We start from the raw sequence: 22,042 nt of genomic DNA, 5'->3' as shown, positions 1-22,042 counted from the left end.
TCAGCCGAGCTCGTCGGCGGTGAGGTCGCGCGCGCAGCGGAAGCCGGCGAAGATCTGCCGGCGGATCGGGTGGTCCCAGTTGCGGAACGTGCTGCGGGCCACCACCTCGTCGGTCCCGAAGGAGCCACCGCGCAGGATGCGGTAGTCACCGCCGAAGAACACCTGCGAGTACTCGGCGTAGGGGAACACGGCGAAGCCCGGGTAGGGGTCGAAGCCGGAGCTGCACCACTCCCACACGTCGCCGATGAGCTGCTGCACGCCCAGCGGGGAGGCGCCCGCCGGGTAGGCGCCGACCGGGGCCGGCTGCAGGTGCCGCTGACCGAGGTTGGCGTGCTCGGCGGTGGGCGCGGCGTCGCCCCAGGGGTAGCGGCGGGTGCGCCCGGTGGCCGGGTCGAAGCGGGCCGCCTTCTCCCACTCCGCCTCCGTGGGCAGCCGCTTGCCCGCCCAGCTGGCGTAGGCCTGTGCCTCGAAGAAGCACACGTGCACCACCGGCTCCTGGATCGGGACCGGCTCGTGCACGCCGAAGCGCCGGCGCCACCAGCTGCCGTCGGCACCGCGCTCCCAGAACTGCGGGGCGGTGAGCCCGGCCTGCACCCGGTGCTCCCAGCCGCGTGCGCTCCACAGCTCGGGGCGGTCGTAGCCGCCGTCGGCGAGGAACTGCTGGTACTGGCCGTTGGTGACCGGGGTGGTGTCGATGGCGAAGGCGGGCAGGTGCACCGGGTGCGGGGTGCGCTCGTTGTCCAGCGCCCACGGCTCGGTGGCAGTGCCCATGGTGAAGGTGCCGGCGGGCACCACCGCCTCCCCGGGGGGCAGGACAGCGGCGGCAGCAGGCGGAGGTGGGGCGCTGAGCACCGGGGCACCCAGGCGCAGCTGGTGGGTGGCCAGCATGGTCTCGGCGTGCTGCTGCTCGTGCTGGGCGACCATCCCGAAGGCGAAGCCGCCCTCGCGCAGCGGGTGCCCGCCGAACGTGGTGCGGTCGAGCACGTCGAGCACCTTGGCGCGCACCGTGCCCACGTAGCCGCGGGCCTCGGCCGGGGTGAGCAGCGGCAGCGACGGGCGGCTGGCCCGGGAGTGCTTGAACGCGTCGTAGAGCTCGTCGATGTCCTGGCGCACCGGCTCGCGCCCACCGACGTCGCGCACCAGCCAGAGCTCCTCCTGGTTGCCGATGTGCGCCAGGTCCCACACCAGCGGGCTCATCAGCGGGGAGTGCTGGGCGGTGAGGTCGCCCTCGTCCCCCGCCGTGAGGCCGGTTGTGCGGTCACGGCTGCGCTGCAGGGTGCTGGCCACGTGGGCACGCAGCGCCTCGTCGGACAAGGCGCTCGTGGGGTGTGCGGTGGTCATCGTCGGACCTGCTCCAGACAGTCGGCGGGTGCTCGCTCGGTCGCCGCGGCGACCCGGCGGGCCAGGGACGGGTCGGAGACGTGCTGTGCGCCCAGCTCCAGCAGCGCGGTCGCCGCCCGGCGCAGCTCGGTGTCGGACCGGCCGTGCTGGGCCGCGTCGCGCCAGCGACCGGCGGTGGCCGCGGCCAGGTCGCGCGCGGTGTCCACGGTGGCGGCGTCGCCGAGCAGACCGTCGATCAGCGCCACCGGAACCTGCCAGGCGTCACCCGGCTGCGCGTCGAGGTAGCGCACCTCGAAGTGGCCCTTGGCCCGCACCGGGGGAAACAGCGTGCTCAGGTGCAGGTCGAGGTCGACGGTGGTGGGCGCCCGCCCGATGCTGGTCCGACCGTCCACCCAGTCGGCGAAGGTGACCCCCGGAGGCGCTGTCCAGCGCTGCTGGGTCGCGTCCTGCACGCACAGCAGCGGCACGTCCAGGGCCCACCGGACGTAGGCCGACACCGGGTCGGTGGTGTCGGTGGGCGGGCCCACCGTGCGCTGGGGGTCCAGCTCCAGCCAGGTGCGCATCCGCTGAGAGGCCCAGTCGCCGTCCGGGGCCCCGCACAGCCGCGGCGAGCAGGCGAACGCGGCCACCAGGGCTGGGCCCACCTCGTGCAGCATGGCCCAGCGCGCGGCCATCTCCGCGCCCTCGCCGGCGTCCACGCTGACCTGCACCGCCGCGGTGCTGCACATCATCAGCCGCCCGAACGGCCCGACGCGGTCGAAGAGCTCCTCCATGGCGCAGTAGCGCGGGGAGAACAGCTGGCGCTCCGGGAGGCGGTGCTCCTGCGCTGCGCCGGGCTGCAGCACGATCGCTGCCGAGCCGAGCAGGCCGCGGAGGTGCTCGACGTCGGAGCGGAGGGCTGAGCAGAGGGACTGAGCGTCGGGATAGGGAGCTGAGGAGAGCTCGACCTGTCCCCCGGGCTCGACGGTGACGATGCTGCCGCCGGGCAGTGGCCGGGCGGGTGAACCGGGGCGGAGGCTGCTCGGCGCGTGGTCACCGAGCGCAGTGGCGACGGTGGCGACCGCGGGGGCCGCCTCCGGATGGTCGGCGTGGGCGAGCAGCCACTCGAGCTCGGCGCCGAGCAACGTGGGCGGGCCCTGCTTGAAGCAGACCACGCCGACGTGTGCCTCAGCGTCGGTGCGTCCGCGCAGCACGGGCGCGGACTCGGTCGCCACCTCAGTCACGAGCACACCTCCTGCGTCGGTACCGACGCACACCGACGCTACACAGCCCGTCCGACAGTCGCGAGGCTGTGTGCCCCTGGCGGGGCCGTGCAACGAGCAGTACGTACGGCTTGGGTGCCTATGCTCAGTGTCGTGCCCAAGGTCAGCTCCGATCACCTCCAGGCCCGCCGGCGCCAGATCCTGGACGGCGCGCGGCTGTGCTTCGCCCGCTACGGCTACGAGGGAGCGACCGTGCGGCGGATGGAGGACGCGACGGGGCTGTCCCGCGGCGCGATCTTCCACCACTTCCGCGACAAGGACGCGCTCTTCCTGGCCCTGGCGCTGGAGGAGGCCGAGCGGATGGCCGACGTGGTGGCCGAGCAGGGCCTGGTGCAGGTGATGCGGGACCTGCTGGCCCACCCCGAGCAGCGGGACTGGCTGGGCACCCGGCTGGAGGTGGCCCGCCGGATGCGCACCGACGCGGAGTTCCGCGCGGGGTGGGCCGAGCGCTCGGCGGAGATCACCGCCGCCACCCGGGCCCGCCTGGACCGCCAGCGGGCCACCGGCAAGGTGCGCGGCGACGTGGACTCCACGGTGCTGGTGGCCTACCTCGAGCTGGTGCTGGACGGGTTGGTGGCGCACCTGGCCATGGGCCTGCCCGCGGAGAACCTGGAGCCGGTGCTGGACCTGGTCGAGGAGTCGGTGCGCCGGGCGCAGTGAGCTACCCGCCGATCTCGGTGCCGCTGGTGGTGGAGAACTTTCCCTCGTACAGCGCGGCGTAGCGCCCGCCCCTGGCCAGCAGCACGTCGTGGCTGCCGTGCTCCACGATCCGCCCGTCCTCCACCACCGCGATGGTGTCGGCGTTGCGGATGGTGCTCAGCCGGTGGGCGATGACGATGGCGGTGCGCCCGTGCAGCGCCTCGGTGAGAGCCGCCTGCACGGCGTGCTCGGACTCGGAGTCCAGGTGTGCGGTGGCCTCGTCCAGCACCACCACCCGCGGCTGGGCCAGCAGCAGCCGGGCGATGGTCAGCCGCTGGCGCTCGCCGCCGGAGAACCGGTACCCGCGCTCGCCCACCACGGTGCCCAGCCCGTCGGGCAGCGCGCGCACCAGCGGCTCCAGCCGGGCCCGGCGCACGGCGTGCCACAGCTGCTCGTCGGTGGCCTCGGGGTCGGCGTAGCGCAGGTTGGCGGCCAGCGTGTCGTGGAACAGGTGGCCGTCCTGGGTGACCACGCCGATGGCGCCGCGCAGGGAGGCGAAGGTGGTGTCGCGGACGTCCTGGTCGCCGATGAGCACCGCGCCGGAGTCCACGTCGTAGAGCCGGGCGATGAGCGAGGCAATGGTGGACTTGCCGGCACCGGAGGAGCCCACCAGGGCCACCAGCTGCCCGGCCTCGGCGCGGAGGGAGATGCCGTGCAGCACCTCCTGGCCCCCGCGGGCGTCGAGCACCGCCACGTCCTCCAGCGAGGCCAGCGACACCGCGCTGGCCGGGGGGTAGGAGAAGCGCACGTCGCGCAGCTCCACCGACAGCGGTCCGCTGGGCAGCGCGCGGGCGTTCGGCGACTCGGTGATGGTCAGCGGCAGGTCCAGCACCTCGAAGACCCGCTCGAAGCTGACCAGCGCCGACATCACGTCCACCTGGGCGTTGGCCAGCGCGGTGAGCGGCCCGTAGAGGCGGGTGAGCAGCAGGGCCAGGCTGACCACCGCACCGGCGTTGATCGCGCCGGTGTAGGCCAGGTAGCCGCCGAGGCCGTAGACCAGCGCCTGCGCCAGCGCGGAGACCAGCGTGAGCGAGGTGAGGAAGACCCGGCTGACCATGGCCGTGCGCACCCCGATGTCGCGCACGCGCGCGGCCCGGTCGCCGAACTCGGCGGCCTCGCGGTCCGGGCGGCCGAAGAGCTTGACCAAGGTGGCGCCGGGAGCGGAGAAGCGCTCCGTCATCTGGTTGGTCATGCCGGCGTTGAGGTCGGCTGCCTCCCGCTGCAGCCCAGCCATCTTCGACCCCATCCGCCGGGCGGGGACGACGAACACCGGCAGCAGCAGCAGGGCCAGCAGCGTCACCTGCCAGGACAGGGTGAGCATGACGGCCACCGTGAGCACCAGCTGCACCACGTTGGTGACCAGGCCGGACAGGGTGGAGGTGAAGGCCCGCTGGGCGCCGATCACGTCGTTGTTCAGCCGGGAGACCAGCGCCCCGGTGCGAGTGCGGGTGAAGAACGCCACCGGCATCCGCTGCACGTGGGTGAACACCGCTCGGCGCAGGTCCAGGATGAGGCCCTCACCGATGCGGGAGGCCTGCCAGCGCTCGGCCAGGCTCAGCCCCGCGTCGACCACGGCCAGCACCGCGATCACGATGGCGATCACCACGATGGTGGTCAGGCCCTCGCGCCCGACGATGACGTTGACCACCCGCCCGGCCAGCAGCGGCGTGAGCACGGCGATGATCGCCGAGGCCACCGTCACCACCAGCAGCCAGGACATGGCCCGCCGGTGCGGCTTGGCGAAGTCCCACACCCGCCGGACCGTGGCCCGCTCCACCTTCTTGCGGGGTTCGGCGGCCTGCATCGCGCCACGCATCAAGCTCCAGCTGTTCTCCACAACCAGCCAGTGTGCCCGCTCGGGCCGACAGGTCTCCTCGCGCCTGCGCGGGCCGTGCCCGCCGGTCTCAGGTGGTCACGCGGCGCGCGGCGCGCCCTCGCCCGCGCAGTGCGACCTCAGCCTCGTTGAGCACCTGGTGCACAAAGCCGTAGGAGCGGCCCGAGCTCTCCGCGATGGTACGGATGCTGGCGCCCTCCTCGTAGCGGCTCTTGAAGTCGCTCGCCAGCTGAGCCCGGTGCTCGCCCGCGATCCGCACACCCTTGGCCATCTCCATCACGTGCCTCCGTCTGGTGCTGTGTCACCTCTGTGTGGGCCGCTCTCGGCGGCTCTGGAGGTTGTTCGCACCACATCTCGGCACCGGTTCGATCTTCTTCCCGGCGGGACAAGTTCGAGCCGCGACAGCGCAAGCAGGCCAGAGTCGTGCCCGACGGGCGGTGCAGGCCGAGACGCGCGTCAGGCGAGCTGCACGAGCTCCAGGTACTCCTGTGACCAGTGGTCCTCGGAGCCGTCCGGCAGCAGGATGACCCGCTCCGGCTCCAGCGCCTCCACGGCACCCGGGTCGTGGGTGACCAGCACCACGGCACCGGTGTAGCTGCGCAGGGCGTCGAGCACCTGCTCGCGGGAGATCGGGTCGAGGTTGTTGGTGGGCTCGTCCAGCAGCAGCACGTTGGCCGCCGAGGACACCAGCCCGGCCAGCGCCAGGCGGGTCTTCTCACCACCGGAGAGCGTGCCGGCCGGCTGCTCCAGCTGGTCGCCGCTGAACAGGAAGGCGCCGAGCAGGCTGCGCAGCGAGGTCGCGTCGGTGTCCGGCGCGGCGTGGCGGATGTTCTCCCACACCGTGGCTTCGTGGTCGAGCGTCTCGTGCTCCTGGGCGAAGTAGCCCAGCTTGAGGCCGTGGCCCGGCTCGATCTCGCCGGCGTCGGGAGTCTCCGTGCCGGCCAGCATGCGCAGCAGGGTGGTCTTGCCTGCGCCGTTGAAGCCCAGCACCACCACTCGGCTGCCCTTGTCGATGGCCAGGTCCACGCCGGTGAAGATCTCCAGCGAGCCGTAGACCTTGGTCAGGTTCTTGGCCATCAGGGGCGTCTTGCCGCACGGGGCGGGCTCGGGGAAGCGGATCTTGGCCACCTTGTCGCTCACCCGCACGTCGTCCAGACCCGCGAGGAGCTTGTCGGCGCGCTTGGCCATGTTCTGCGCGGCGACGGCCTTGGTGGCCTTGGCCCCCATCTTGGCGGCCTGCACGCGCAGCGCGCCGGCCTTCTTCTCGGCGTTGGCGCGCTCGCGGCGGCGGCGCTGCTCGTCGGTGGCGCGCGCGTCGAGGTAGCGCTTCCACGTCATGTTGTAGATGTCGACCTCGCTGCGCACCGCGTCCAGGAACCAGACCCGGTTGACGACGTCGGCGAGCAGCTCCACGTCGTGGCTGATCACCACGAGCCCACCCTCGTGCTGCTGCAGGAAGCCGCGCAGCCAGGTGATGGAGTCGGCGTCGAGGTGGTTGGTGGGCTCGTCCAGCAGCAGCGTGGTGCCCGAGCGCCCGCCGCTGCCGTCGGAGGCGGCGAAGAGGATGCGGGCCAGCTCGACCCGGCGGCGCTGACCACCGGAGAGGGTGCTCAGCGGCTGGACCAGGATGCGGTCGGCCAGGCCGAGGTTGGCGCAGATCCGCGCGGCCTCGCTCTCCGCGGCATAGCCCCCGCGGGAGGAGAAGCTGTCCTCCAGCACGCCGTAGCGACGCACGGCAGCGTCGAGCTGCTTGCCGTCCACCAGCTCGGCCATGGTGGCCTGCTGCTTCTCCAGGTCGCGCAGCAGCTGGTCCAGCCCGCGGGCGGAGAGCACCCGGTCCTTGGCGGTGATCGACAGGTCACCCTCGCGGGGGTCCTGGGGCAGGTAGCCCATCTCCCCGGACCGGACCACGGTGCCCGCGTAGGGCTCGCCCTCGCCGGCCAGCACCCGCATGGTGGTGGTCTTGCCCGCACCGTTGCGGCCGACCAGGCCGATGCGGTCGCCGGGCTGGATGCGCAACCCCGAACCAGGCACGGACAGCAGTGTCCGCGCACCAGCGCGAATCTCAAGATCGGTTGCGGTGATCAACTAAGGCTCCCAGTGAACAGACGACAGCCTTCAAGTCTACGGGCGCGACGGCTCCTCCCCCGCCTACGCAGCGTCGTTGTGGTGGTTCCCACTGCAATCGGTAGCGTCAGGCAGCATGACCACTGCCTCTCTCCCGCCCCAGGACCTCGCCGGGCGCACCGCGCTCATCACCGGGGCCAGCCGCGGCATCGGCCTCGGCATCGCCGCCGAGCTGCTCTCCCGTGGCGCCAACGTCACCATCACCGCGCGCAAGGCCGACCAGCTCGAGGTGGCCGGCAAGCAGCTGGTGGAGGGCGGCAGCCCCGCGGTGGACCTGGGCCCGCGCGTGCTCACCGTGGCCGGCAACGCCGGCAGCGCCGACTCCCGTGCGGAGGCGGTGGCCCGCACCGTGGAGACCTTCGGGTCGCTGGACATCCTGGTGAACAACACTGGCATCAACCCCGTGTTCGGCGCGCTGATGGACGCCGACCTCGACGGCGTCCGCAAGATCTTCGACGTCAACGTGGTGGCCGCGCTCGGCTTCGTGCAGGAGGCCTACAAGGCGTGGATGGGTGAGCACGGCGGCAACGTGGTCAACATCGCCAGCGTCGCCGGTATTCGCTCCTCTGGGGTGATCTCCGCCTACGGCGCCTCCAAGGCGGCCCTGATCCGCCTCACCGAGGAGCTGGCCTGGCAGCTGGGCCCGTCGATCCGCGTCAACGCCGTTGCCCCGGCCGTGGTCAAGACCAAGTTCGCCGAGGCGCTCTACGCCGCCGGCGAGGAGGAAGCAGCGTCCGGCTACCCGATGAAGCGACTGGGTGAGCCCGAGGACGTGGCCAAGCTGGTCGGCTTCCTGGTCTCCGACGCTGCGTCCTGGATCACCGGCGACACCATCCGCGTGGACGGCGGCTCGCTGGCCACCGGCTGATCGTGACGCCCCCCACCGAGGCTGGCACCGCGGCGATCACTGCTGACGTGCTGGTGCTCGGCCTCGGTCCGGCGGGGCGGGCGGTGGCCAGCGCGTGTGCCGCGGCCGGCCTGGATGTCGCCGCGGTGGACCCGCACCCGGACGCACCCTGGTCCAGCACCTACGGCGCGTGGGCCGACGAGCTGGTCTCCCCGGTGCCCCGGGTGGCGACCATCGCCCGGCCCACCGCGTGGAGCACCCGGGCGCACCACCTGCACCGGGCGTACACGGTGCTCGACAGCCCCGGCCTGCAGCAGTCGTTGCACCTGACCGGCGTCCGGGTGCACCAGGGAGCCGCACGCCCGGACGCGCGGGCGCTCACCGACGGCACCGCCCTGCACGCCCGGGTGGTGCTGGACGCCCGTGGCGCTCCGGCAGCCGGACGCACGCAGCAGACCGCTTACGGGGTGGTGGTGGACGCCGCCGTTGCCGAGGCCGCCACCGGCGGGCTGGACGCGCTGTTCATGGACTGGCGCACCGACCACGGCGCGGACCCCGGCACGCACCCCACCTTCCTGTACGCGGTGCCGGTCGGCGGCGGGCGGGTGCTGCTGGAGGAGACCTCGCTGGCGGCGCGGCCCGGCCTGGGCATGGACGAGCTGGCCCGGCGCCTGCGGGCGCGGCTGGCCGCCCGCGGGGTGCGGCTGACCGGCGCCGAGCCGGTCGAGCGGGTGCGCTTCGCGCTGGACACCCCGCTGCCCGCCCGCGAGTGGGCCGGGCGTCCGCCGGGCGTGGTGCGCCTGGGTGCCGCCGCTCCCCTGGTGCACCCGGCCAGCGGCTACAGCGTGGCTGCCGCGCTGCGGCTGGGCACGGTGCTGGCCCAGGCCCTGGCCGCGGGGGCAGAGGCACCCCAGCTGCAGCAGCTGGTGTGGCCGGCGCGGGCCCGGGCCGTGCACGCGCTGCGGCTGCGGGGGCTGCGCACGCTGCTGTCGCTGGCACCGCCGCAGGTGCCGGAGTTCTTCGCGGCCTTCCTGGACCTGCCGCCTCACCACCAGCAGGCGTACCTGTCGGGGCGAGAGGACCTGGCGGGCACCGCCGCCGCCATGCGGGCCACCCTTGCTGCCCTGTCCCCGCCCATGCGCAAGGCCCTGCTGCGCGGGGCGCTCCTCGGATGAGGGCGCCCCGCAGCAACAGGGCCTTGCCGGTGAGACGGTACCGAGGCTGCTAGACGGTGAAGCCCAGGGCGCGCAGCTGCTCGCGGCCGTCCTCGTTGATCTTGTCCGGGCCCCACGGCGGCATCCAGACCCAGTTGATCTTCAGGTCGGAGCACATGCCGCCCTCGGTGAGCGCGGTGCGGGCCTGCGCCTCGATCACGTCGGTCAGCGGGCAGGCCGCCGAGGTCAGCGTCATGTCCACGGTGGCCACCCGGTCGGCGTCGACACGAATGTCGTACACCAGCCCGAGGTCCACCACGTTGATGCCGAGCTCGGGGTCGACCACGTCGCGCATGGCCTCCTCCAGGTCCTCCAGGGAGGGCAGGTCGGCACTGGACTCGGCCGCACTGGACTCCGCTGCGGCCGGAGCGGCCGCAGCATCCAGGTCGGCCGCGGTGCGGCCGGCCCGGGGGTCGGTCGCGCCGGCCGTCTCTGCCACGGTGTTGGTCTCCACCGCGGTGTCGGTCTCGCTCATCGGGTCACTCCTTCGTTCGAGCTCGCGTCCTCGGGCGCGGACTTGGCGTCCACCACCTGGGACACGGCGTCCTTGAAAGCCATCCAGCCCAGCAGCGCGCACTTCACCCGCGCCGGGTACTTCGACACTCCGGCGAAGGCCACGCCGTCGCCCAGCACGTCCTCGTCACCTGCCACGGTGCCACGGCTGCCCACCATCTCGCTGAACGCGCGGAGGGTGGACATGGCCTCGTCCACCCGCGTGCCGGTCACCAGGTCGGTGAGCACGGAGGTGGAGGCCTGGCTGATGGAGCAGCCCTCGCCGTCGTAGGAGATGTCCGCCACCACCTGCCCGTCCTCCGACAACGCCACCCGCAGGGTGATCTCGTCCCCGCAGGTGGGGTTCACGTGGTGAACCTCGGCGCCGTAGGGCTCCCGCAGACCGCGGCCGTGCGGGTGCTTGTAGTGGTCCAGGATGACCTGCTGGTACATCTGCTCCATCTGCACCGGGCTCAGCTCCCCACGCCGAAGAACGACTGCGCGCGGCGCACGGCGGCCACCAACGCGTCCACCTCGGCCTCGGTGTTGTACAGCGCGAACGACGCTCGCACGGTGGCGGTGACGCCGAGGTGCTTGTGCAGCGGCCACGCGCAGTGGTGTCCCACCCGCACGGCGACGCCCTCGTCGTCCAGGATCTGGCCGACGTCGTGGGCGTGCACGCCGTCCACCACGAACGACACCGCCCCGCCCCGCTGGTCGGTGGTGGTGGGCCCGACGACGCGGACTCCCGCCAGCTCACCCAGCCCGGCCAGCGCCGCCTCGGTGAGCCGGCGCTCGTGGGCGGCCACGGCGTCCATGCCCAGGGCGCTGAGGTAGTCCACCGCTGCCCCCAGCCCGATGGCCTGCGAGGTCATCGGCACCCCGGCCTCGAACCGCTGCGGGGCAGGCGCGTAGGTGGAGCCGGTCATCTCCACGGTCTCGATCATCGAGCCCCCGGTGATGAACGGGGGCATCTGCTCCAGCAGCGACGCCCGGCCGTAGAGCACGCCGACGCCGGAGGGGCCGAGCATCTTGTGGCCGGAGAACGCGGCGTAGTCCACGTCCAGGGCGTGCAGGTCCACCGGGCCGTGCGGCACCGACTGGCAGGCGTCGAGCACGGTGAGCGCACCCACCGCGCGAGCGCGGGCGACCAGCTCGGCCACCGGCGGCACCGTGCCCAGCACGTTGGACTGGTGGGTGAAGGCGACGACCTTGGTGCGCTCGGTGAGCTGCAGCGAGTCCAGGTCCAGGCGGCCCTCCGGCGTCACCTCGTACCAGCGCAGGGTGGCGCCGGTGCGTCGGCACAGCTCCTGCCAGGGCACCAGGTTGGCGTGGTGCTCCATCCGGGTGACGACCACCTCGTCGCCCGGACCCACGGTGCGACCGGTGAACCGGTCGTCGCCGAGGGTGTGGGCGACCAGGTTGAGCGACTCGGTGGCGTTCTTGGTGAACACCAGCTCGCCCGGGCCCGCCCCGACGAAGTCGGCGAGGCGGGCCCGGGCGGACTCGTAGGCGTCAGTGGCCTCCTCGGCCAGCTGGTGCGCACCGCGGTGCACCGCCGAGTTGCAGGTGAGCAGGAACTCCCGCTCGGCGTCGAGCACCTGCAGCGGGCGGTGCGCGGTGGCCCCGGAGTCCAGGTACACCAGCGGCTTACCGTCCCGGACGGTGCGGGCCAGGATCGGGAAGTCCTCCCGGATCCGGGCCACGTCGAGCGCGGGCGCGGCGTCGTTGCCGTGCGCCGCGACCGCCGTCATGCTCAGACCGTCACATCCTGCTGGTTCGCCGTCAGCACCGCAGCCGCCTCGGCCTTGTCGGCGTTGGTGAACCGCACGTAGCCGTTGGTCTCCAGCTCGTCGGCCAGCTCGGGACCGCCGGACTCCACCACGCGGCCACCGGAGAACACGTGCACGTAGTCGGGCGTGATGTGCTTGAGGATCCGGGTGTAGTGCGTGATGAGCAGCACGCCACCGTCGTTGTCGGCCTTGTAGCGGTTGACGCCGTCGCTGACGATGCGCAGCGCGTCCACGTCGAGGCCGGAGTCGGTCTCGTCCAGGATGGCGATCTTCGGCTTGAGCAGCGCCAGCTGCAGGATCTCGTGGCGCTTCTTCTCACCACCGGAGAAGCCCTCGTTGACGGAGCGCTCGGCGAACTCGGGCTGGATGTCCAGGTCGGCCATCGCGCTCTTGACCTCCTTGACCCAGTGGCGCAGCTTGGGGGCCTCGCCGCGGGTGGAGGTGACCGAGGTGCGCAGGAAGTTGGACATGGACACGCCGGGCACCTCGACGGGGTACTGCATGGCCAGGAACAGCCCGGCGCGGGCGCGCTCGTCCACGCTCATCGCCAGCACGTCCTCACCGTCGAGGGTGATGGAGCCGGAGGTCACCTCGTACTTGGGGTGGCCGGCGATGGCGTAGGACAGGGTCGACTTGCCGGAGCCGTTGGGCCCCATGATCGCGTGCGTCTCGCCGGAGCGGACGGTGAGGTTGACCCCGCGCAGGATCTGCTTGGTCGGCTCTGCGGCGTCACCGGTGTTCACGCTGACGTGCAGGTCGCGGATCTCCAGGGTGGACATCAGGTTGTGGTCTCCAGTTCAGGAAGGTCGGTGCGAGTGGGAGGGACGGACGCGCCGCCGGGGGCTGAGCGGGAGGCTCAGATGCCCACGGCGGAGAGCTCCGTCTCGATGGCGGCCTCGAGGCGCTCGCGCACCTCGGCGACGGTGATCTTGGCCAGCACCTCGTGGAAGAACCCACGAACCACGAGCCGACGCGCCTGCTCCTCGGTGATGCCCCGCGAGCGCAGGTAGAACAGCTGCTCGTCGTCGAAGCGGCCGGTGGCGCTGGCGTGCCCGGCGCTGACGATCTCGCCGGTCTCGATCTCCAGGTTGGGCACCGAGTCGGCGCGCGCGCCGTCGGTGAGCAGCAGGTTGCGGTTGAGCTCGAAGGTCTCGGTGCCCTCGGCAGCGGCGCGGATGAGCACGTCGCCGATCCAGACGGTGTGCGCGTCGCCGGCACCGCCGCTGTCCACGCCCTGCAGGGCGCCCTTGTACATCACGTCGGAGCGGCAGTGCGGCTGCGAGTGGTCCACGAAGAGCCGCTGCTCCAGGTGCTGGCCGGCGTCGGCGAAGTACACGCCGAGCATCTGCGCGTCACCGCCGGGCGCGGAGTACAGCACCGTGGGGGTGAGCCGGACCACGGAGCCGCCCAGGCTGATGGCGGTGTGCCGCAGCACCGAGTCGCGACCGAGCTTGGCGTGGTGCGACGCCACGTGCACGGCGTCGTCGGCCCAGTCCTGGACGGTGACCACGGTCAGGTGGGCGGAGTCGCCGACCACCAGCTCGAGGTTCTCCGCCAGGGTGCCGGAGCCGCGCTGGTCGACGACCACCACGGCGCGGGCGAAGGGCTCCAGCCGGATCTGGGTGTGCTCGTAGGCCACCTGGTCGACGCCGGGGCCGGTCACGGTGACCATGACGGGCTCGGCGACCTCGGTCTCCTTGGCCACGGTGACGACGGTGGCCTCGGTGAAGGAGCTCCACGCCTGGGCCGCGACGCGGTCGGCGGGAGTGCCGGCCGCGCCGATGCGCGGGTCGCTGCGGTCGGCCTTCTCCACGGTCACGCCGTCCGGGGCGGTGATCTCCACGGTGGTGCGACCGGTGGCCGGGGCCGACCCGTCGTGCAGTCCGCGCAGGCGCTTGAGCGGAGTGAACCGCCACGCCTCGTCACGGTGGGTGGGGACCTCGAATGCCTCGACGTCGTAGGACGTGAAGGCGGCGCCACGGCTGACCGCCGGGACGACCGGGGTCTGGGTGGGACGCTCTGGTGCTGTGTTGGGCGCGCTCATGCTCAGCCCACGGCCCCTTCCATCTGTAGCTCGATCAGTCGGTTCAGCTCGAGGGCGTACTCCATGGGCAGCTCCCGGGCGATCGGCTCGACGAAGCCGCGCACGATCATCGCCATCGCCTCGTCCTCGGTGAGCCCACGGCTCATCAGGTAGAAGAGCTGGTCGTCGCTGACCTTGGAGACGGTGGCCTCGTGGCCCATGGACACGTCGTCCTCACGGATGTCCACGTACGGGTAGGTGTCGCTGCGGCTGATCTGGTCGACCAGCAGCGCGTCACACTTCACCGTGGACTTGGAGCCGTGCGCTCCCTTGTTGATCTGCACCAGCCCGCGGTAGGAGCTGCGGCCACCGCCCCGGGCCACCGACTTGCTGACGATGGTGGAGGTGGTGTTGGGCGCCAGGTGCAGCATCTTGGCCCCGGCGTCGGTGTGCTGGCCCTCGCCGGCGAACGCCACGGAGAGCACCTCACCGTGGGCGTGCTCGCCCATCATCCACACGGCCGGGTACTTCATGGTGACCTTGGAGCCGATGTTGCCGTCGATCCACTCCATGGTGGCGCCGGCCTCGGCCTTGGCGCGCTTGGTCACCAGGTTGTAGACGTTGTTCGACCAGTTCTGGATGGTCGTGTAGCGGCAGCGGCCGCCCTTCTTCACGATGATCTCCACGACCGCGGAGTGCAGGGAGTCCGAGCTGTAGATCGGCGCGGTGCAGCCCTCGACGTAGTGCACGTAGGCGTCCTCGTCGACGATGATCAGCGTCCGCTCGAACTGGCCCATGTTCTCGGTGTTGATCCGGAAGTAGGCCTGCAGCGGGATCTCCACGTGCACGCCCTTGGGCACGTAGATGAACGACCCGCCGGACCACACCGCGGCGTTCAGCGCGGAGAACTTGTTGTCCCCGGCCGGGATCACCGAGCCGAAGTACTCCTCGAACAGCTCCGGGTGCTCGCGCAGCCCGGTGTCGGTGTCCATGAAGATGACACCCTGCTCCTCCAGGTCCTCGCGGATGGAGTGGTAGACGACCTCGGACTCGTACTGCGCGGCCACGCCGGAGACCAGGCGCTGCTTCTCCGCCTCGGGGATGCCGAGCTTGTCGTAGGTCGCCTTGATGTCGGCGGGCAGGTCGTCCCAGGTGGCCGCCTGCTTCTCGCTGGAGCGCACGAAGTACTTGATGTTGTCGAAGTCGATGCCCGACAGGTCCGCACCCCAGCTGGGCATGGGCTTGCGGTTGAAGATGTCGAGGGCCTTGAGGCGCTTCTCGAGCATCCAGCTGGTCTCGCTCTTCTTCTCCGAGATGTCGCGCACGACGGCCTCGGACAGGCCGCGCTTGGCGACGGAGCCCGCTTCGTCGGAGTCCGCCCAGCCGAACGCGTAGTGGCCCAGGGAGGCGATCGTCTCGTCCTGGGTCATGGTCGGCGCGGCGACGGGCGTGGCGGCCGTCGGGTCGACCTCGTTCTGGGTGACTGTCATGCGTGCTCCTTTCGGAGAGCGGTGCGGTTCGGCGCGGGCTGCGCGCCGGTTGGTACGTGGGTGGTGCACACCGGGTCGCCGTTGGCGATGGTGGCCAGGCGCTGCACGTGGGTGCCGAGCAGGTCCGCGAACACGGAACGCTCGGCCTCGCACAGCTCTGGGAACTCGGCAGCGACCTCTGCCACCGGGCAGTGGTGCTGGCACAGCTGGACGCCGTTGCCGACCTCGCGGGTCGATGCGGCGTAGCCCGCGTCAGTCAGTGCCTGGGCCAGGCTATCGGCCGTGGCTGCGGCACTCTGGTTCGGCTGGACCCGACTGGTGATGGCGGCGACGCGGCGGCGGGCGAACTCCCGGACCGCTGAGTCTCCCCCGAGCTCGCGCAGCTGGCGCAGCGCGGACGCCGCCAGCTCCGACAAGCCCTCCGAGCGGCCGAAGCGCGCCCGGCCGGTCGCGGTGAGCAGGTACTGCCGGGCGGGCCTGCCCCGACCCCGGCGCACCAGGGCGGGTGCACTGATGCTGGTGGCCTCGTCGCTGGCCACCAGCGCGTCCAGGTGTCGCCGGATCCCCGCGGGGCTCACCCCGAGGGTCTGCGCCACGTCGGACGCCGTGACCGGACCCTTCTCCAGCAGCTCGCGGGCCACGCACTCCCGGGTCTGCTGCTCCTGGGCACGGTGGGGCGCACCCAGGGACTTGGCCTGCTCGGTCCGTCCAGGCAGCGCCGCGGCGGCCCGCGGACGGGTCACCGGACTCTCCTGCGCAGATAGGACCTTTTTCACAACACTAGTGTGACGCAATTGCCGTGGCGCTGTCCACTCGTGGGCCGTGGCGGTGTGCCGTGTCACCACGCGTGACCCGACTAGGGTGTCGCTGTGACACCGGCGGGACGAACACGGCGTGGTGACGGTCCCAGGGTGGCGTCGTCCGCCTCCGCAGCGGCACCGCCCGCGGAGGCGGGACGTCCACCGGAGCACCGGCGCTCGGTGCTGAGCACCGGCATCGCCCGCCTGCACGACGTGGAGCCACCGGCCGCCGCGCTCTCCCGGGCCGAGCTGGCCCAGCTGCGCGCCGCCCGCCGCCTCGGCGCCACCGGCACCGTCCTGATGGCCCTGGGCTCGCTGGGCGCCGGGGCCAACCCGGTGCTGCAGAACCCGCTGCAGGGGGTGCGGCTGCTGGGCCTGCCCGCCCGGATGCCCGCCACCGCGCTGGCCATCACCATCACCGGGATGATCCTGGTGGTGCTGGCGTGGCTGGTGATCGGCCGCTTCGCCAGGGGCGGCGCCCCGCGGCGGATGTCCCGCTCCCAGCTCGACCGCACGCTGCTGCTGTGGGCGCTGCCGCTCACCGTGGCGCCGCCGATGTTCAGCAAGGACGTCTACTCCTACCTGGCGCAGAGCGAGATCGCCGCCCGCGGGCTGGACCCGTACGTGCTCGGGCCGGCGCAGGCCCTGGGGGTGAGCAACGTCCTCACCCGCACGGTCCCCACCATCTGGCGGGACACCCCCGCCCCCTACGGGCCGTTCTTCCTGTGGATCGGGCGCGGCATCTCCTCGATCTCCCGGGACTCCATCCTCACCGGCATCTTCCTGCACCGGTTGCTGGCCCTGGCCGGGGTCGCGCTGATCGTGTGGGCCCTGCCCCGGCTGGCCCGGCGCTGCGGGGTGGCCCCGGTGTCCGCGCTGTGGCTGGGTGCGCTCAACCCGCTGGTGCTGTTCCACCTGGTCTCCGGCATCCACAACGAGGCGCTCATGATCGGCCTGATGCTGGCCGGGGTCGAGCTGGCGCTGCGCGGGGTGGAGACGGCCGGGCCGCTGCGCGGGCGGGCCCTGCTGCTCCTGCTCGCCGGCTCCGCCCTGGTGGTGCTCTCCGCCGCGGTCAAGGTGCCCTCGTTGCTGGCGCTGGGGTTCGTGGGGATGGCGCTGGCCCGGCGGTGGGGGGCGAGCCTGCGTGCGGTGGTGGCGGCCGGGGCCCTGCTGCTCGGGGTGACCGCGGCGGTGTTCCTGCTCATCGGCGGGCTCAGCGGGCTGGGCTTCGGCTGGACCAAGACGCTGGGCACCGCCAACGCCGTGCGCTCCTGGATGTCGATGTCCACGCTGTCGGGCATGCTCACCGGCCTGGTCGGCAAGCTGCTGGGCCTGGGCGACCACACGTCGGCGATCCTCACCTACACCCGGCTCATCGGCTCGGCGCTGGCGACCTACGTGGGGGCCCGGATGCTCTTCGCGGTGCTGCGCGGGCGCCTGCACGCCGTGGGCGGGCTGGGCATCACCCTGGGAGCAGTGGTGCTGCTGTTCCCGGTGGTGCACCCCTGGTACCTGCTCTGGGCGGCGATCCCGCTCGCGGCGTGGGCGTCGGCGCCGGCCTACCGCCGGGTGGCGGTGGCGGTGTCCGCGGCCGTGGCGGTGCTGCTGATGCCCAACGGCGCGGAGTACCCGCCGTTCGTCATCGCGGAGGCCGCGGCGGCTGCCGTGGTCGTCGCCCTGGTCGCGATGTTCCTCACCCGCAAGGTGCTGCCGTGGCGGGAGTTCCTTCGGCCTGCCGCTCTGCCCGGTCGACCGGCCGCATACGCTGGCACCCCGTGACCTCTGCTTCCTCCGCGCCACCCGCTGCCGCCGTGCAGCTGCGCGACGTGGTCAAGTCCTTCGGTCCCACCACCGCGGTAGCCGGGCTCAGCCTCGAGGTGCAGCCCGCCCAGGTGCTGGCGCTGCTCGGCCCCAACGGCGCCGGCAAGACCACCACCGTCGAGATGTGCGAGGGCTTCTCCGCCCCCGACTCCGGCACCGTGCGCGTGCTCGGCCTCGACCCGGTGGGCCAGAGCGACGAGCTGCGTCCGCGGATCGGGGTGATGCTGCAGGGCGGTGGCGCCTACCCGGGTGCGAAGGCCGGGGAGATGCTCCGCCTCATCGCGGCCTACTCCGACCGCCCGCACGACCCGGACTGGCTGCTGCGCACGCTCGGGCTCACCGACGCGGTGCGCACGCCCTACCGGCGGCTCTCCGGCGGGCAGCAGCAGCGCCTGGCGCTGGCCTGCGCGCTGGTCAACCGCCCGGAGCTGGTGTTCCTGGACGAGCCGACTGCCGGTCTGGACGCCCAGGCCCGGCTGCTGGTCTGGGACCTGGTGGACGGGCTGCGCCGCGACGGGGTGAGCGTGGTGCTCACCACCCACCTCATCGACGAGGCCGAGGAGCTGGCCGACCACGTGGCGATCGTGGACGCCGGACGGATGGTCGCCGAGGGCACGCCCGCCGAGCTGACCACCGTCGGGGCCGAGCAGCAGCTGCGCTTCTCCGCGCCCAGCCGCCTGGACGTCGAGCTGTTGGCGCTGGCGCTGCCGGAGGGCTACATCACCTCGGAGCCACAGCCGGGGCGCTACCTGGTGGAGGGCGAGATCACCCCGCAGGTGCTGGCCACGGTCACCTCCTGGTGCGCGCGGATGGACGTGCTCGCCACCGACCTGCAGGTGGCACGACGCAGCCTGGAGGACGTGTTCCTCGAGCTGACCGGACGGGAGCTCAGACGATGACAGCGCAAGCCGATGCCCGCGGGCAGGCCGAGCCGCGCTTCCCCGCCGGGACCTTCGCACCGGACCCGCGCCCGGCCACCCCGGGGCGGATGCTGCTGGCCCAGGGCCGGCTGGAGCTGCTGCTGCTGCTGCGCAACGGCGAGCAGCTCCTGCTCACGATGCTCATCCCGATCACGCTGCTGGTGGGTCTGAGCCTGCTGCCGATCGTGGACCTGCCCGAGCCCCGGGTGGACTCGGTGGTGCCGGGTGTGATGGCTCTCGCCGTGATGTCCACCGCGTTCACCGGGCAGGCCATCGCGGTCGGCTTCGACCGCCGCTACGGCGCCCTCAAGCGGCTGGGCGCCACCCCGCTGCCGCGCTGGGGGATCCTCGGCGGCAAGGTGGCCGCGGTGCTCGTGGTGGTGGCGCTGCAGGCCTTGCTCCTCGGGGTGATCGGCCTGGCCATCGGCTGGCGGCCCAGCGTCGCTGGACTTGCCCTCGGCGTGATCGCCCTGGCAGTGGGCACTTTCGCCTTCGGCGCGCTGGGCCTGCTGATCGGCGGCTGGCTCAAGGCCGAGATCGTGCTGGCGCTGGCCAACATCATCTGGTTCGTGCTGCTGGGCCTCGGCGGCATCGTGGTTCCGCTGGACCGGCTGCCCGACGCCCTCGCCGAGATCGCCCGGCTGCTGCCCTCCGGGGCGCTCACCGAGGTGCTGCGCGAGGCGACCATGCACACGTCGGTGAACCTGACCGGGCTACTGGCGCTGCTCGTGTGGGGTGTGGTGGGAGCGCTCGCCGCGACCCGCACCTTCCGCTTCACCTGACTCCCCCTACCATCGTTCACGTGCACCTCCCCGGCCTCTCGGCACTCCCCCAGCTGTCCGTTCCCGCCCAGCGCAGGTTCACCTTCGTGGCCGCGCTGACCCAGGCCGGGATCGCGGTCACCGGGGCGGTCGTGCGGGTCACCGGGTCGGGCCTGGGCTGCCCCACCTGGCCGCAGTGCTTCCCCGGCAGCATGGTGCCGACCGGCGCCCACGACGTCCCCGCCTACGAGCAGGCCATCGAGTTCGGCAACCGCCTGCTCACCTACGTGGTGACCGCGGCGGCGGTGGCGGCGCTGCTGGTGGTGCTGCGCGCAGGACGGCGCACGTCGCTCAAGCGCTACGCGTGGTCGCTGCCCCTGGGCACCGTGGTGCAGGCCGTGCTCGGCGGCATCACCGTGCTCACCGGGCTGGAGTGGTGGACCGTCGCCCTGCACCTGCTGGTGTCCACCGTGCTGGTCTGGCTGGCGGTGCAGCTGCACGTCGGGGTGGGCCAGCCGGACACCGGGCAGCCGCACCTGACGGTGCCGCCGCCGCTGCGGACGCTGCTCGCCGTGGCCACCGCCGTGCTCGCCGCCCTGATGGTCGCCGGGACCATGGTCACCGGCGCAGGACCGCACGCCGGCAACTCCGAGACCCCCCGCCTGGACCTCGACATCCCGGCACTGGCCCAGCTGCACGCCGAGCTGCTGGTCGGCTACCTGGGCCTGCTCGTCGGTGCCTACTTCGCCTTCAAGGCGGTGGCCGCACCCCGCGCTGTCCTGCGGCAGTGGTGGATCCTCGCCGCGGTGGTGCTCGCTCAGGGCGGGATCGGGGTGGTGCAGTACTTCACCGGCGTCCCCGAGGCGCTGGTGGCCGCCCACGTCGCTGGTGCGTGTGCCACCACCTGGGCCATGGCCGCGCTCTGGGCCAGGACCCGCGTGCGGACGTCACTCACCGAGGACCTGACCGACCGCTCGCTCCGGCTGAGCCCGGCCGCTGCCCACTAGGCCGCAGCGGCGGCCGGGGCGGCCTGCTCGCTAGCAGCCACCGCCACCCCCGTCGCCGCCTCCACCGCCACCGCCGTCACCGCCTCCGCCGTCGAAGGACGAACCGCCGTGGGAGAAGGAACCGCCACCGTCGAAGCCGGACGTGGGGGACTCGCTGGTGGTCCGGCCCTGCGGGCCCGGTCGGTGCCGTCGCGCGACCAGGGTGGCGATGGCAACCACGACGAGCATGAGGCCCATGAAGACGAACGGGTTGTTCAGCGGCAGGTGGATCGCCCTGCGCACACCGTCGGGGACGAAGGCGAAGCGCACGTGCTCGTCGATCACCACGAGCGCAGGGATGCTCAGCAGCACGGCCAGCTGCAGGCCGGGGCCGGGACGACGACGACGCGCAGGCACGGGGGGCACAGCAGGACCCTAGTGCGGAGAAGGTGCGCGCGTGCGCCTTTCACGCACGCGCGCCGGGTGGGCTAGGCCAGGCGGGCCGAGCGCCGCACCCAGTCCGCCGGATCCCGGTCGACCACGCAGTACTCCCGACCGGCCGGGTCGCGCAGCACCGTCCAGTCCTCGGTGCGCCGCACCACCTCGGCGCCCAGACCCTCGTGCCTGCGCACCTCGGCGTCCCGGTCGGCCGCAGCGACGTCCAGGTGGGCCCGGGTGGGACCGCTCTCCTCGTCCAGCCGCTGCAGGAGCAGGTGCATCGGCAGCTCGTCGGGCGAGACGAGCCGCTCGAACACCATCGAGGTGATCCTCGGTTGCACCGGCCAGCCGGTCAGCTCGCGCCAGAACGCCGCCTCGGCGTCGTAGCGGTCCCGGGCGACGTCGATGCAGATCTGGTCGACCGCGGACGCGCCCTCCGGCCAGGATGCCGTTGCCGCGCGGCGCGACTCCCCGGCGTGCGCCACCAGGCAGAACGGCAGGCCGCCGGGCGAGGTGAGCACCACCAGCCCGTCCCTGGGTCGGCTGGTGACCGTCGCCCCCAGCGCGGTGGCCTCGGCCACCGCCTGGTCGAGGCCGGCGACGTAGAGGTCGACGTGCACCCGGGGCACGTCGTCGACCTCCTGCAGCCACAAGTGCGGATCTGCGTCCACCGGCTCCAGCGGCACCAGCTCGCCGTGCTCTCCCCGGGGCGTGGCGGACACCGCGTGCCCGCTCACCGAGCTCCAGAACCGCGCGAGCTGCTCGCCCTGGGACGCTGGGGTGTCCAGGAAGGCGTTGATCCACCGCACCGGCACGTTCATCGCGTCGAGGCGGAGCTACTTGTCGCGGGCCAGGTACCCGGCCATCCTCTTGGCCAGGCCCTTGGGGGTCTTCACCGCGCCGGCGAGCTCACGGTCCCACTCGGCCTGCGTGGCGGTGGAGCGGGCCACCAGCTGCTCGGCGGTCTCCATGTCCGGAACCACCACGTCGCCCAGCGTGCCGTCGGCACCGACCAGCGTCACCCGCACGGCGCTGCGGCCGACGTACTGCACCACCGCGGTGGCACCGTCGCCGTGCTCGGCGGCGAACTTGTCCACCGTGCTCACCGCGCCCTTGGGGGCGTCGGGGTCGACTGGTTTCAGCTCGTTCGGCTCGCTGTCGCTCATGCGAGCACCTTAACGGGTCAGCCGGGGA

At 72.5% G+C, this 22,042-nt stretch carries 22 protein-coding genes; 7 read left to right on the top strand and 15 right to left on the bottom strand.

Going from position 1 to position 22,042, the window contains the following annotated elements; all coding sequences use genetic code 11:
* Positions 1-1,341 (bottom strand): ergothioneine biosynthesis protein EgtB, encoded by a 1,341-nt coding sequence (gene egtB, locus AC3YNX_RS12290; protein ID WP_489995632.1) that lies wholly within the window; start codon positions 1,339-1,341, stop codon positions 1-3.
* On the bottom strand, positions 1,338-2,570 hold the full coding sequence (gene egtA, locus AC3YNX_RS12285; protein WP_489995631.1) for an ergothioneine biosynthesis glutamate--cysteine ligase EgtA: 1,233 nt from the start codon (positions 2,568-2,570) through the stop codon (positions 1,338-1,340). Before egtA ends, egtB begins: the two co-directional genes overlap by 4 nt.
* Positions 2,571-2,696: 126 nt before the next feature.
* On the opposite strand from egtA, the gene AC3YNX_RS12280 reads away from it, so the two are divergent.
* Complete coding sequence (locus tag AC3YNX_RS12280) at positions 2,697-3,263, top strand: TetR/AcrR family transcriptional regulator (protein WP_127783094.1); 567 nt, start codon at positions 2,697-2,699, stop codon at positions 3,261-3,263.
* 1 nt (position 3,264) lies between these two features.
* Here AC3YNX_RS12280 and AC3YNX_RS12275 read toward each other — a convergent pair whose 3' ends face one another.
* The 3 genes from AC3YNX_RS12275 to AC3YNX_RS12265 all read right to left on the bottom strand — a co-directional run bounded on the left by AC3YNX_RS12275 (position 3,265) and on the right by AC3YNX_RS12265 (position 7,224).
* On the bottom strand, positions 3,265-5,118 hold the full coding sequence (locus tag AC3YNX_RS12275; protein ID WP_489995630.1) for an ABC transporter ATP-binding protein: 1,854 nt from the start codon (positions 5,116-5,118) through the stop codon (positions 3,265-3,267).
* An 88-nt stretch (positions 5,119-5,206) separates the two neighbouring features.
* On the bottom strand, positions 5,207-5,413 hold the full coding sequence (locus tag AC3YNX_RS12270; protein ID WP_206517981.1) for a helix-turn-helix domain-containing protein: 207 nt from the start codon (positions 5,411-5,413) through the stop codon (positions 5,207-5,209).
* A 179-nt stretch (positions 5,414-5,592) separates the two neighbouring features.
* Entirely contained in the window at positions 5,593-7,224 is a 1,632-nt protein-coding gene (locus tag AC3YNX_RS12265) for an ABC-F family ATP-binding cassette domain-containing protein (protein WP_489995629.1), read from the bottom strand.
* Between the two features lie 115 nt (positions 7,225-7,339).
* Between AC3YNX_RS12265 and AC3YNX_RS12260 the strand changes: the two genes are divergently transcribed.
* Both AC3YNX_RS12260 and AC3YNX_RS12255 read left to right on the top strand, forming a co-directional pair.
* Positions 7,340-8,131, top strand: coding sequence for an SDR family oxidoreductase (locus AC3YNX_RS12260; RefSeq protein WP_127783098.1), 792 nt, complete (start codon positions 7,340-7,342; stop codon positions 8,129-8,131).
* Between the two features lie 2 nt (positions 8,132-8,133).
* Positions 8,134-9,285, top strand: coding sequence for a lycopene cyclase family protein (locus AC3YNX_RS12255; protein WP_489995628.1), 1,152 nt, complete (start codon positions 8,134-8,136; stop codon positions 9,283-9,285).
* A gap of 49 nt (positions 9,286-9,334) precedes the next feature.
* On the opposite strand, the gene AC3YNX_RS12250 is transcribed toward AC3YNX_RS12255, so the two are convergent.
* From AC3YNX_RS12250 to AC3YNX_RS12220, 7 genes are all read right to left on the bottom strand, one after another.
* On the bottom strand, positions 9,335-9,799 hold the full coding sequence (locus tag AC3YNX_RS12250; protein ID WP_489995627.1) for a metal-sulfur cluster assembly factor: 465 nt from the start codon (positions 9,797-9,799) through the stop codon (positions 9,335-9,337).
* A complete protein-coding gene (gene sufU, locus AC3YNX_RS12245) occupies positions 9,796-10,284 on the bottom strand; it encodes a Fe-S cluster assembly sulfur transfer protein SufU (protein ID WP_127783101.1) in 489 nt (162 codons plus the stop codon). Before sufU ends, AC3YNX_RS12250 begins: the two co-directional genes overlap by 4 nt.
* A gap of 5 nt (positions 10,285-10,289) precedes the next feature.
* Positions 10,290-11,570 (bottom strand): cysteine desulfurase, encoded by a 1,281-nt coding sequence (locus AC3YNX_RS12240; RefSeq protein WP_489995626.1) that lies wholly within the window; start codon positions 11,568-11,570, stop codon positions 10,290-10,292.
* A gap of 2 nt (positions 11,571-11,572) precedes the next feature.
* Positions 11,573-12,388: a Fe-S cluster assembly ATPase SufC gene (gene sufC / locus AC3YNX_RS12235; RefSeq protein WP_127783103.1), complete on the bottom strand. Its 816-nt coding sequence runs from the start codon at positions 12,386-12,388 to the stop codon at positions 11,573-11,575.
* Positions 12,389-12,465: 77 nt separating this feature from the next.
* On the bottom strand, positions 12,466-13,653 hold the full coding sequence (sufD, locus tag AC3YNX_RS12230; protein WP_127783104.1) for a Fe-S cluster assembly protein SufD: 1,188 nt from the start codon (positions 13,651-13,653) through the stop codon (positions 12,466-12,468).
* Between the two features lie 2 nt (positions 13,654-13,655).
* Positions 13,656-15,062, bottom strand: coding sequence for a Fe-S cluster assembly protein SufB (sufB, locus tag AC3YNX_RS12225; RefSeq protein ID WP_489983461.1), 1,407 nt, complete (start codon positions 15,060-15,062; stop codon positions 13,656-13,658).
* Between the two features lie 56 nt (positions 15,063-15,118).
* A complete protein-coding gene (locus tag AC3YNX_RS12220; RefSeq protein WP_489983057.1) occupies positions 15,119-15,865 on the bottom strand; it encodes a helix-turn-helix transcriptional regulator in 747 nt (248 codons plus the stop codon).
* Between the two features lie 237 nt (positions 15,866-16,102).
* Here AC3YNX_RS12220 and mptB point away from each other — a divergent pair, with 237 nt between their 5' ends.
* Genes mptB through AC3YNX_RS12200 form a run of 4 tightly spaced genes read left to right on the top strand, consistent with a single transcriptional unit; the run spans position 16,103 to position 20,431 of the window.
* Positions 16,103-17,701, top strand: coding sequence for a polyprenol phosphomannose-dependent alpha 1,6 mannosyltransferase MptB (gene mptB, locus AC3YNX_RS12215; RefSeq protein ID WP_489995937.1), 1,599 nt, complete (start codon positions 16,103-16,105; stop codon positions 17,699-17,701).
* Complete coding sequence (locus tag AC3YNX_RS12210; RefSeq protein ID WP_241248872.1) at positions 17,698-18,642, top strand: ABC transporter ATP-binding protein; 945 nt, start codon at positions 17,698-17,700, stop codon at positions 18,640-18,642. Before mptB ends, AC3YNX_RS12210 begins: the two co-directional genes overlap by 4 nt.
* Positions 18,639-19,445 (top strand): ABC transporter permease, encoded by an 807-nt coding sequence (locus AC3YNX_RS12205; protein WP_127783106.1) that lies wholly within the window; start codon positions 18,639-18,641, stop codon positions 19,443-19,445. Before AC3YNX_RS12210 ends, AC3YNX_RS12205 begins: the two co-directional genes overlap by 4 nt.
* 11 nt (positions 19,446-19,456) lie before the next feature.
* Positions 19,457-20,431: a COX15/CtaA family protein gene (locus AC3YNX_RS12200; protein ID WP_489995936.1), complete on the top strand. Its 975-nt coding sequence runs from the start codon at positions 19,457-19,459 to the stop codon at positions 20,429-20,431.
* Between the two features lie 30 nt (positions 20,432-20,461).
* On the opposite strand, the gene AC3YNX_RS12195 is transcribed toward AC3YNX_RS12200, so the two are convergent.
* From AC3YNX_RS12195 to AC3YNX_RS12185, 3 genes are all read right to left on the bottom strand, one after another.
* Positions 20,462-20,836: a hypothetical protein gene (locus tag AC3YNX_RS12195; RefSeq protein ID WP_489995625.1), complete on the bottom strand. Its 375-nt coding sequence runs from the start codon at positions 20,834-20,836 to the stop codon at positions 20,462-20,464.
* Positions 20,837-20,898: 62 nt separating this feature from the next.
* Positions 20,899-21,669: a VOC family protein gene (locus AC3YNX_RS12190; RefSeq protein WP_489995624.1), complete on the bottom strand. Its 771-nt coding sequence runs from the start codon at positions 21,667-21,669 to the stop codon at positions 20,899-20,901.
* 15 nt (positions 21,670-21,684) lie between these two features.
* Positions 21,685-22,014 (bottom strand): hypothetical protein, encoded by a 330-nt coding sequence (locus AC3YNX_RS12185; RefSeq protein WP_127783109.1) that lies wholly within the window; start codon positions 22,012-22,014, stop codon positions 21,685-21,687.
* Between the last annotated feature and the right edge of the window lie 28 nt (positions 22,015-22,042).

Source organism: Rhodococcus sp. Z13_19A (assembly GCF_058133575.1).
Note: the sequence above shows the minus strand (reverse complement) of the source record. Positions and strands in the feature narration are given on the sequence as shown.

Bases quoted from the DNA above. Each gene is read 5' to 3' on its own strand.
- sufC (WP_127783103.1), bottom strand. From the start codon at position 12,388: ATGTCCACCCTGGAGATCCGCGACCTGCACGTCAGCGTGAACACCGGT.
- AC3YNX_RS12250 (WP_489995627.1), bottom strand. From the start codon at position 9,799: ATGAGCGAGACCGACACCGCGGTGGAGACCAACACCGTGGCAGAGACG.
- AC3YNX_RS12190 (WP_489995624.1), bottom strand. From the start codon at position 21,669: ATGAACGTGCCGGTGCGGTGGATCAACGCCTTCCTGGACACCCCAGCG.
- AC3YNX_RS12205 (WP_127783106.1), top strand. From the start codon at position 18,639: ATGACAGCGCAAGCCGATGCCCGCGGGCAGGCCGAGCCGCGCTTCCCC.
- AC3YNX_RS12185 (WP_127783109.1), bottom strand. From the start codon at position 22,014: ATGAGCGACAGCGAGCCGAACGAGCTGAAACCAGTCGACCCCGACGCC.
- AC3YNX_RS12270 (WP_206517981.1), bottom strand. From the start codon at position 5,413: ATGGAGATGGCCAAGGGTGTGCGGATCGCGGGCGAGCACCGGGCTCAG.
- AC3YNX_RS12260 (WP_127783098.1), top strand. From the start codon at position 7,340: ATGACCACTGCCTCTCTCCCGCCCCAGGACCTCGCCGGGCGCACCGCG.
- sufD (WP_127783104.1), bottom strand. From the start codon at position 13,653: ATGAGCGCGCCCAACACAGCACCAGAGCGTCCCACCCAGACCCCGGTC.
- AC3YNX_RS12275 (WP_489995630.1), bottom strand. From the start codon at position 5,118: ATGCGTGGCGCGATGCAGGCCGCCGAACCCCGCAAGAAGGTGGAGCGG.
- sufB (WP_489983461.1), bottom strand. From the start codon at position 15,062: ATGACCCAGGACGAGACGATCGCCTCCCTGGGCCACTACGCGTTCGGC.
- AC3YNX_RS12240 (WP_489995626.1), bottom strand. From the start codon at position 11,570: ATGACGGCGGTCGCGGCGCACGGCAACGACGCCGCGCCCGCGCTCGAC.
- egtB (WP_489995632.1), bottom strand. From the start codon at position 1,341: ATGACCACCGCACACCCCACGAGCGCCTTGTCCGACGAGGCGCTGCGT.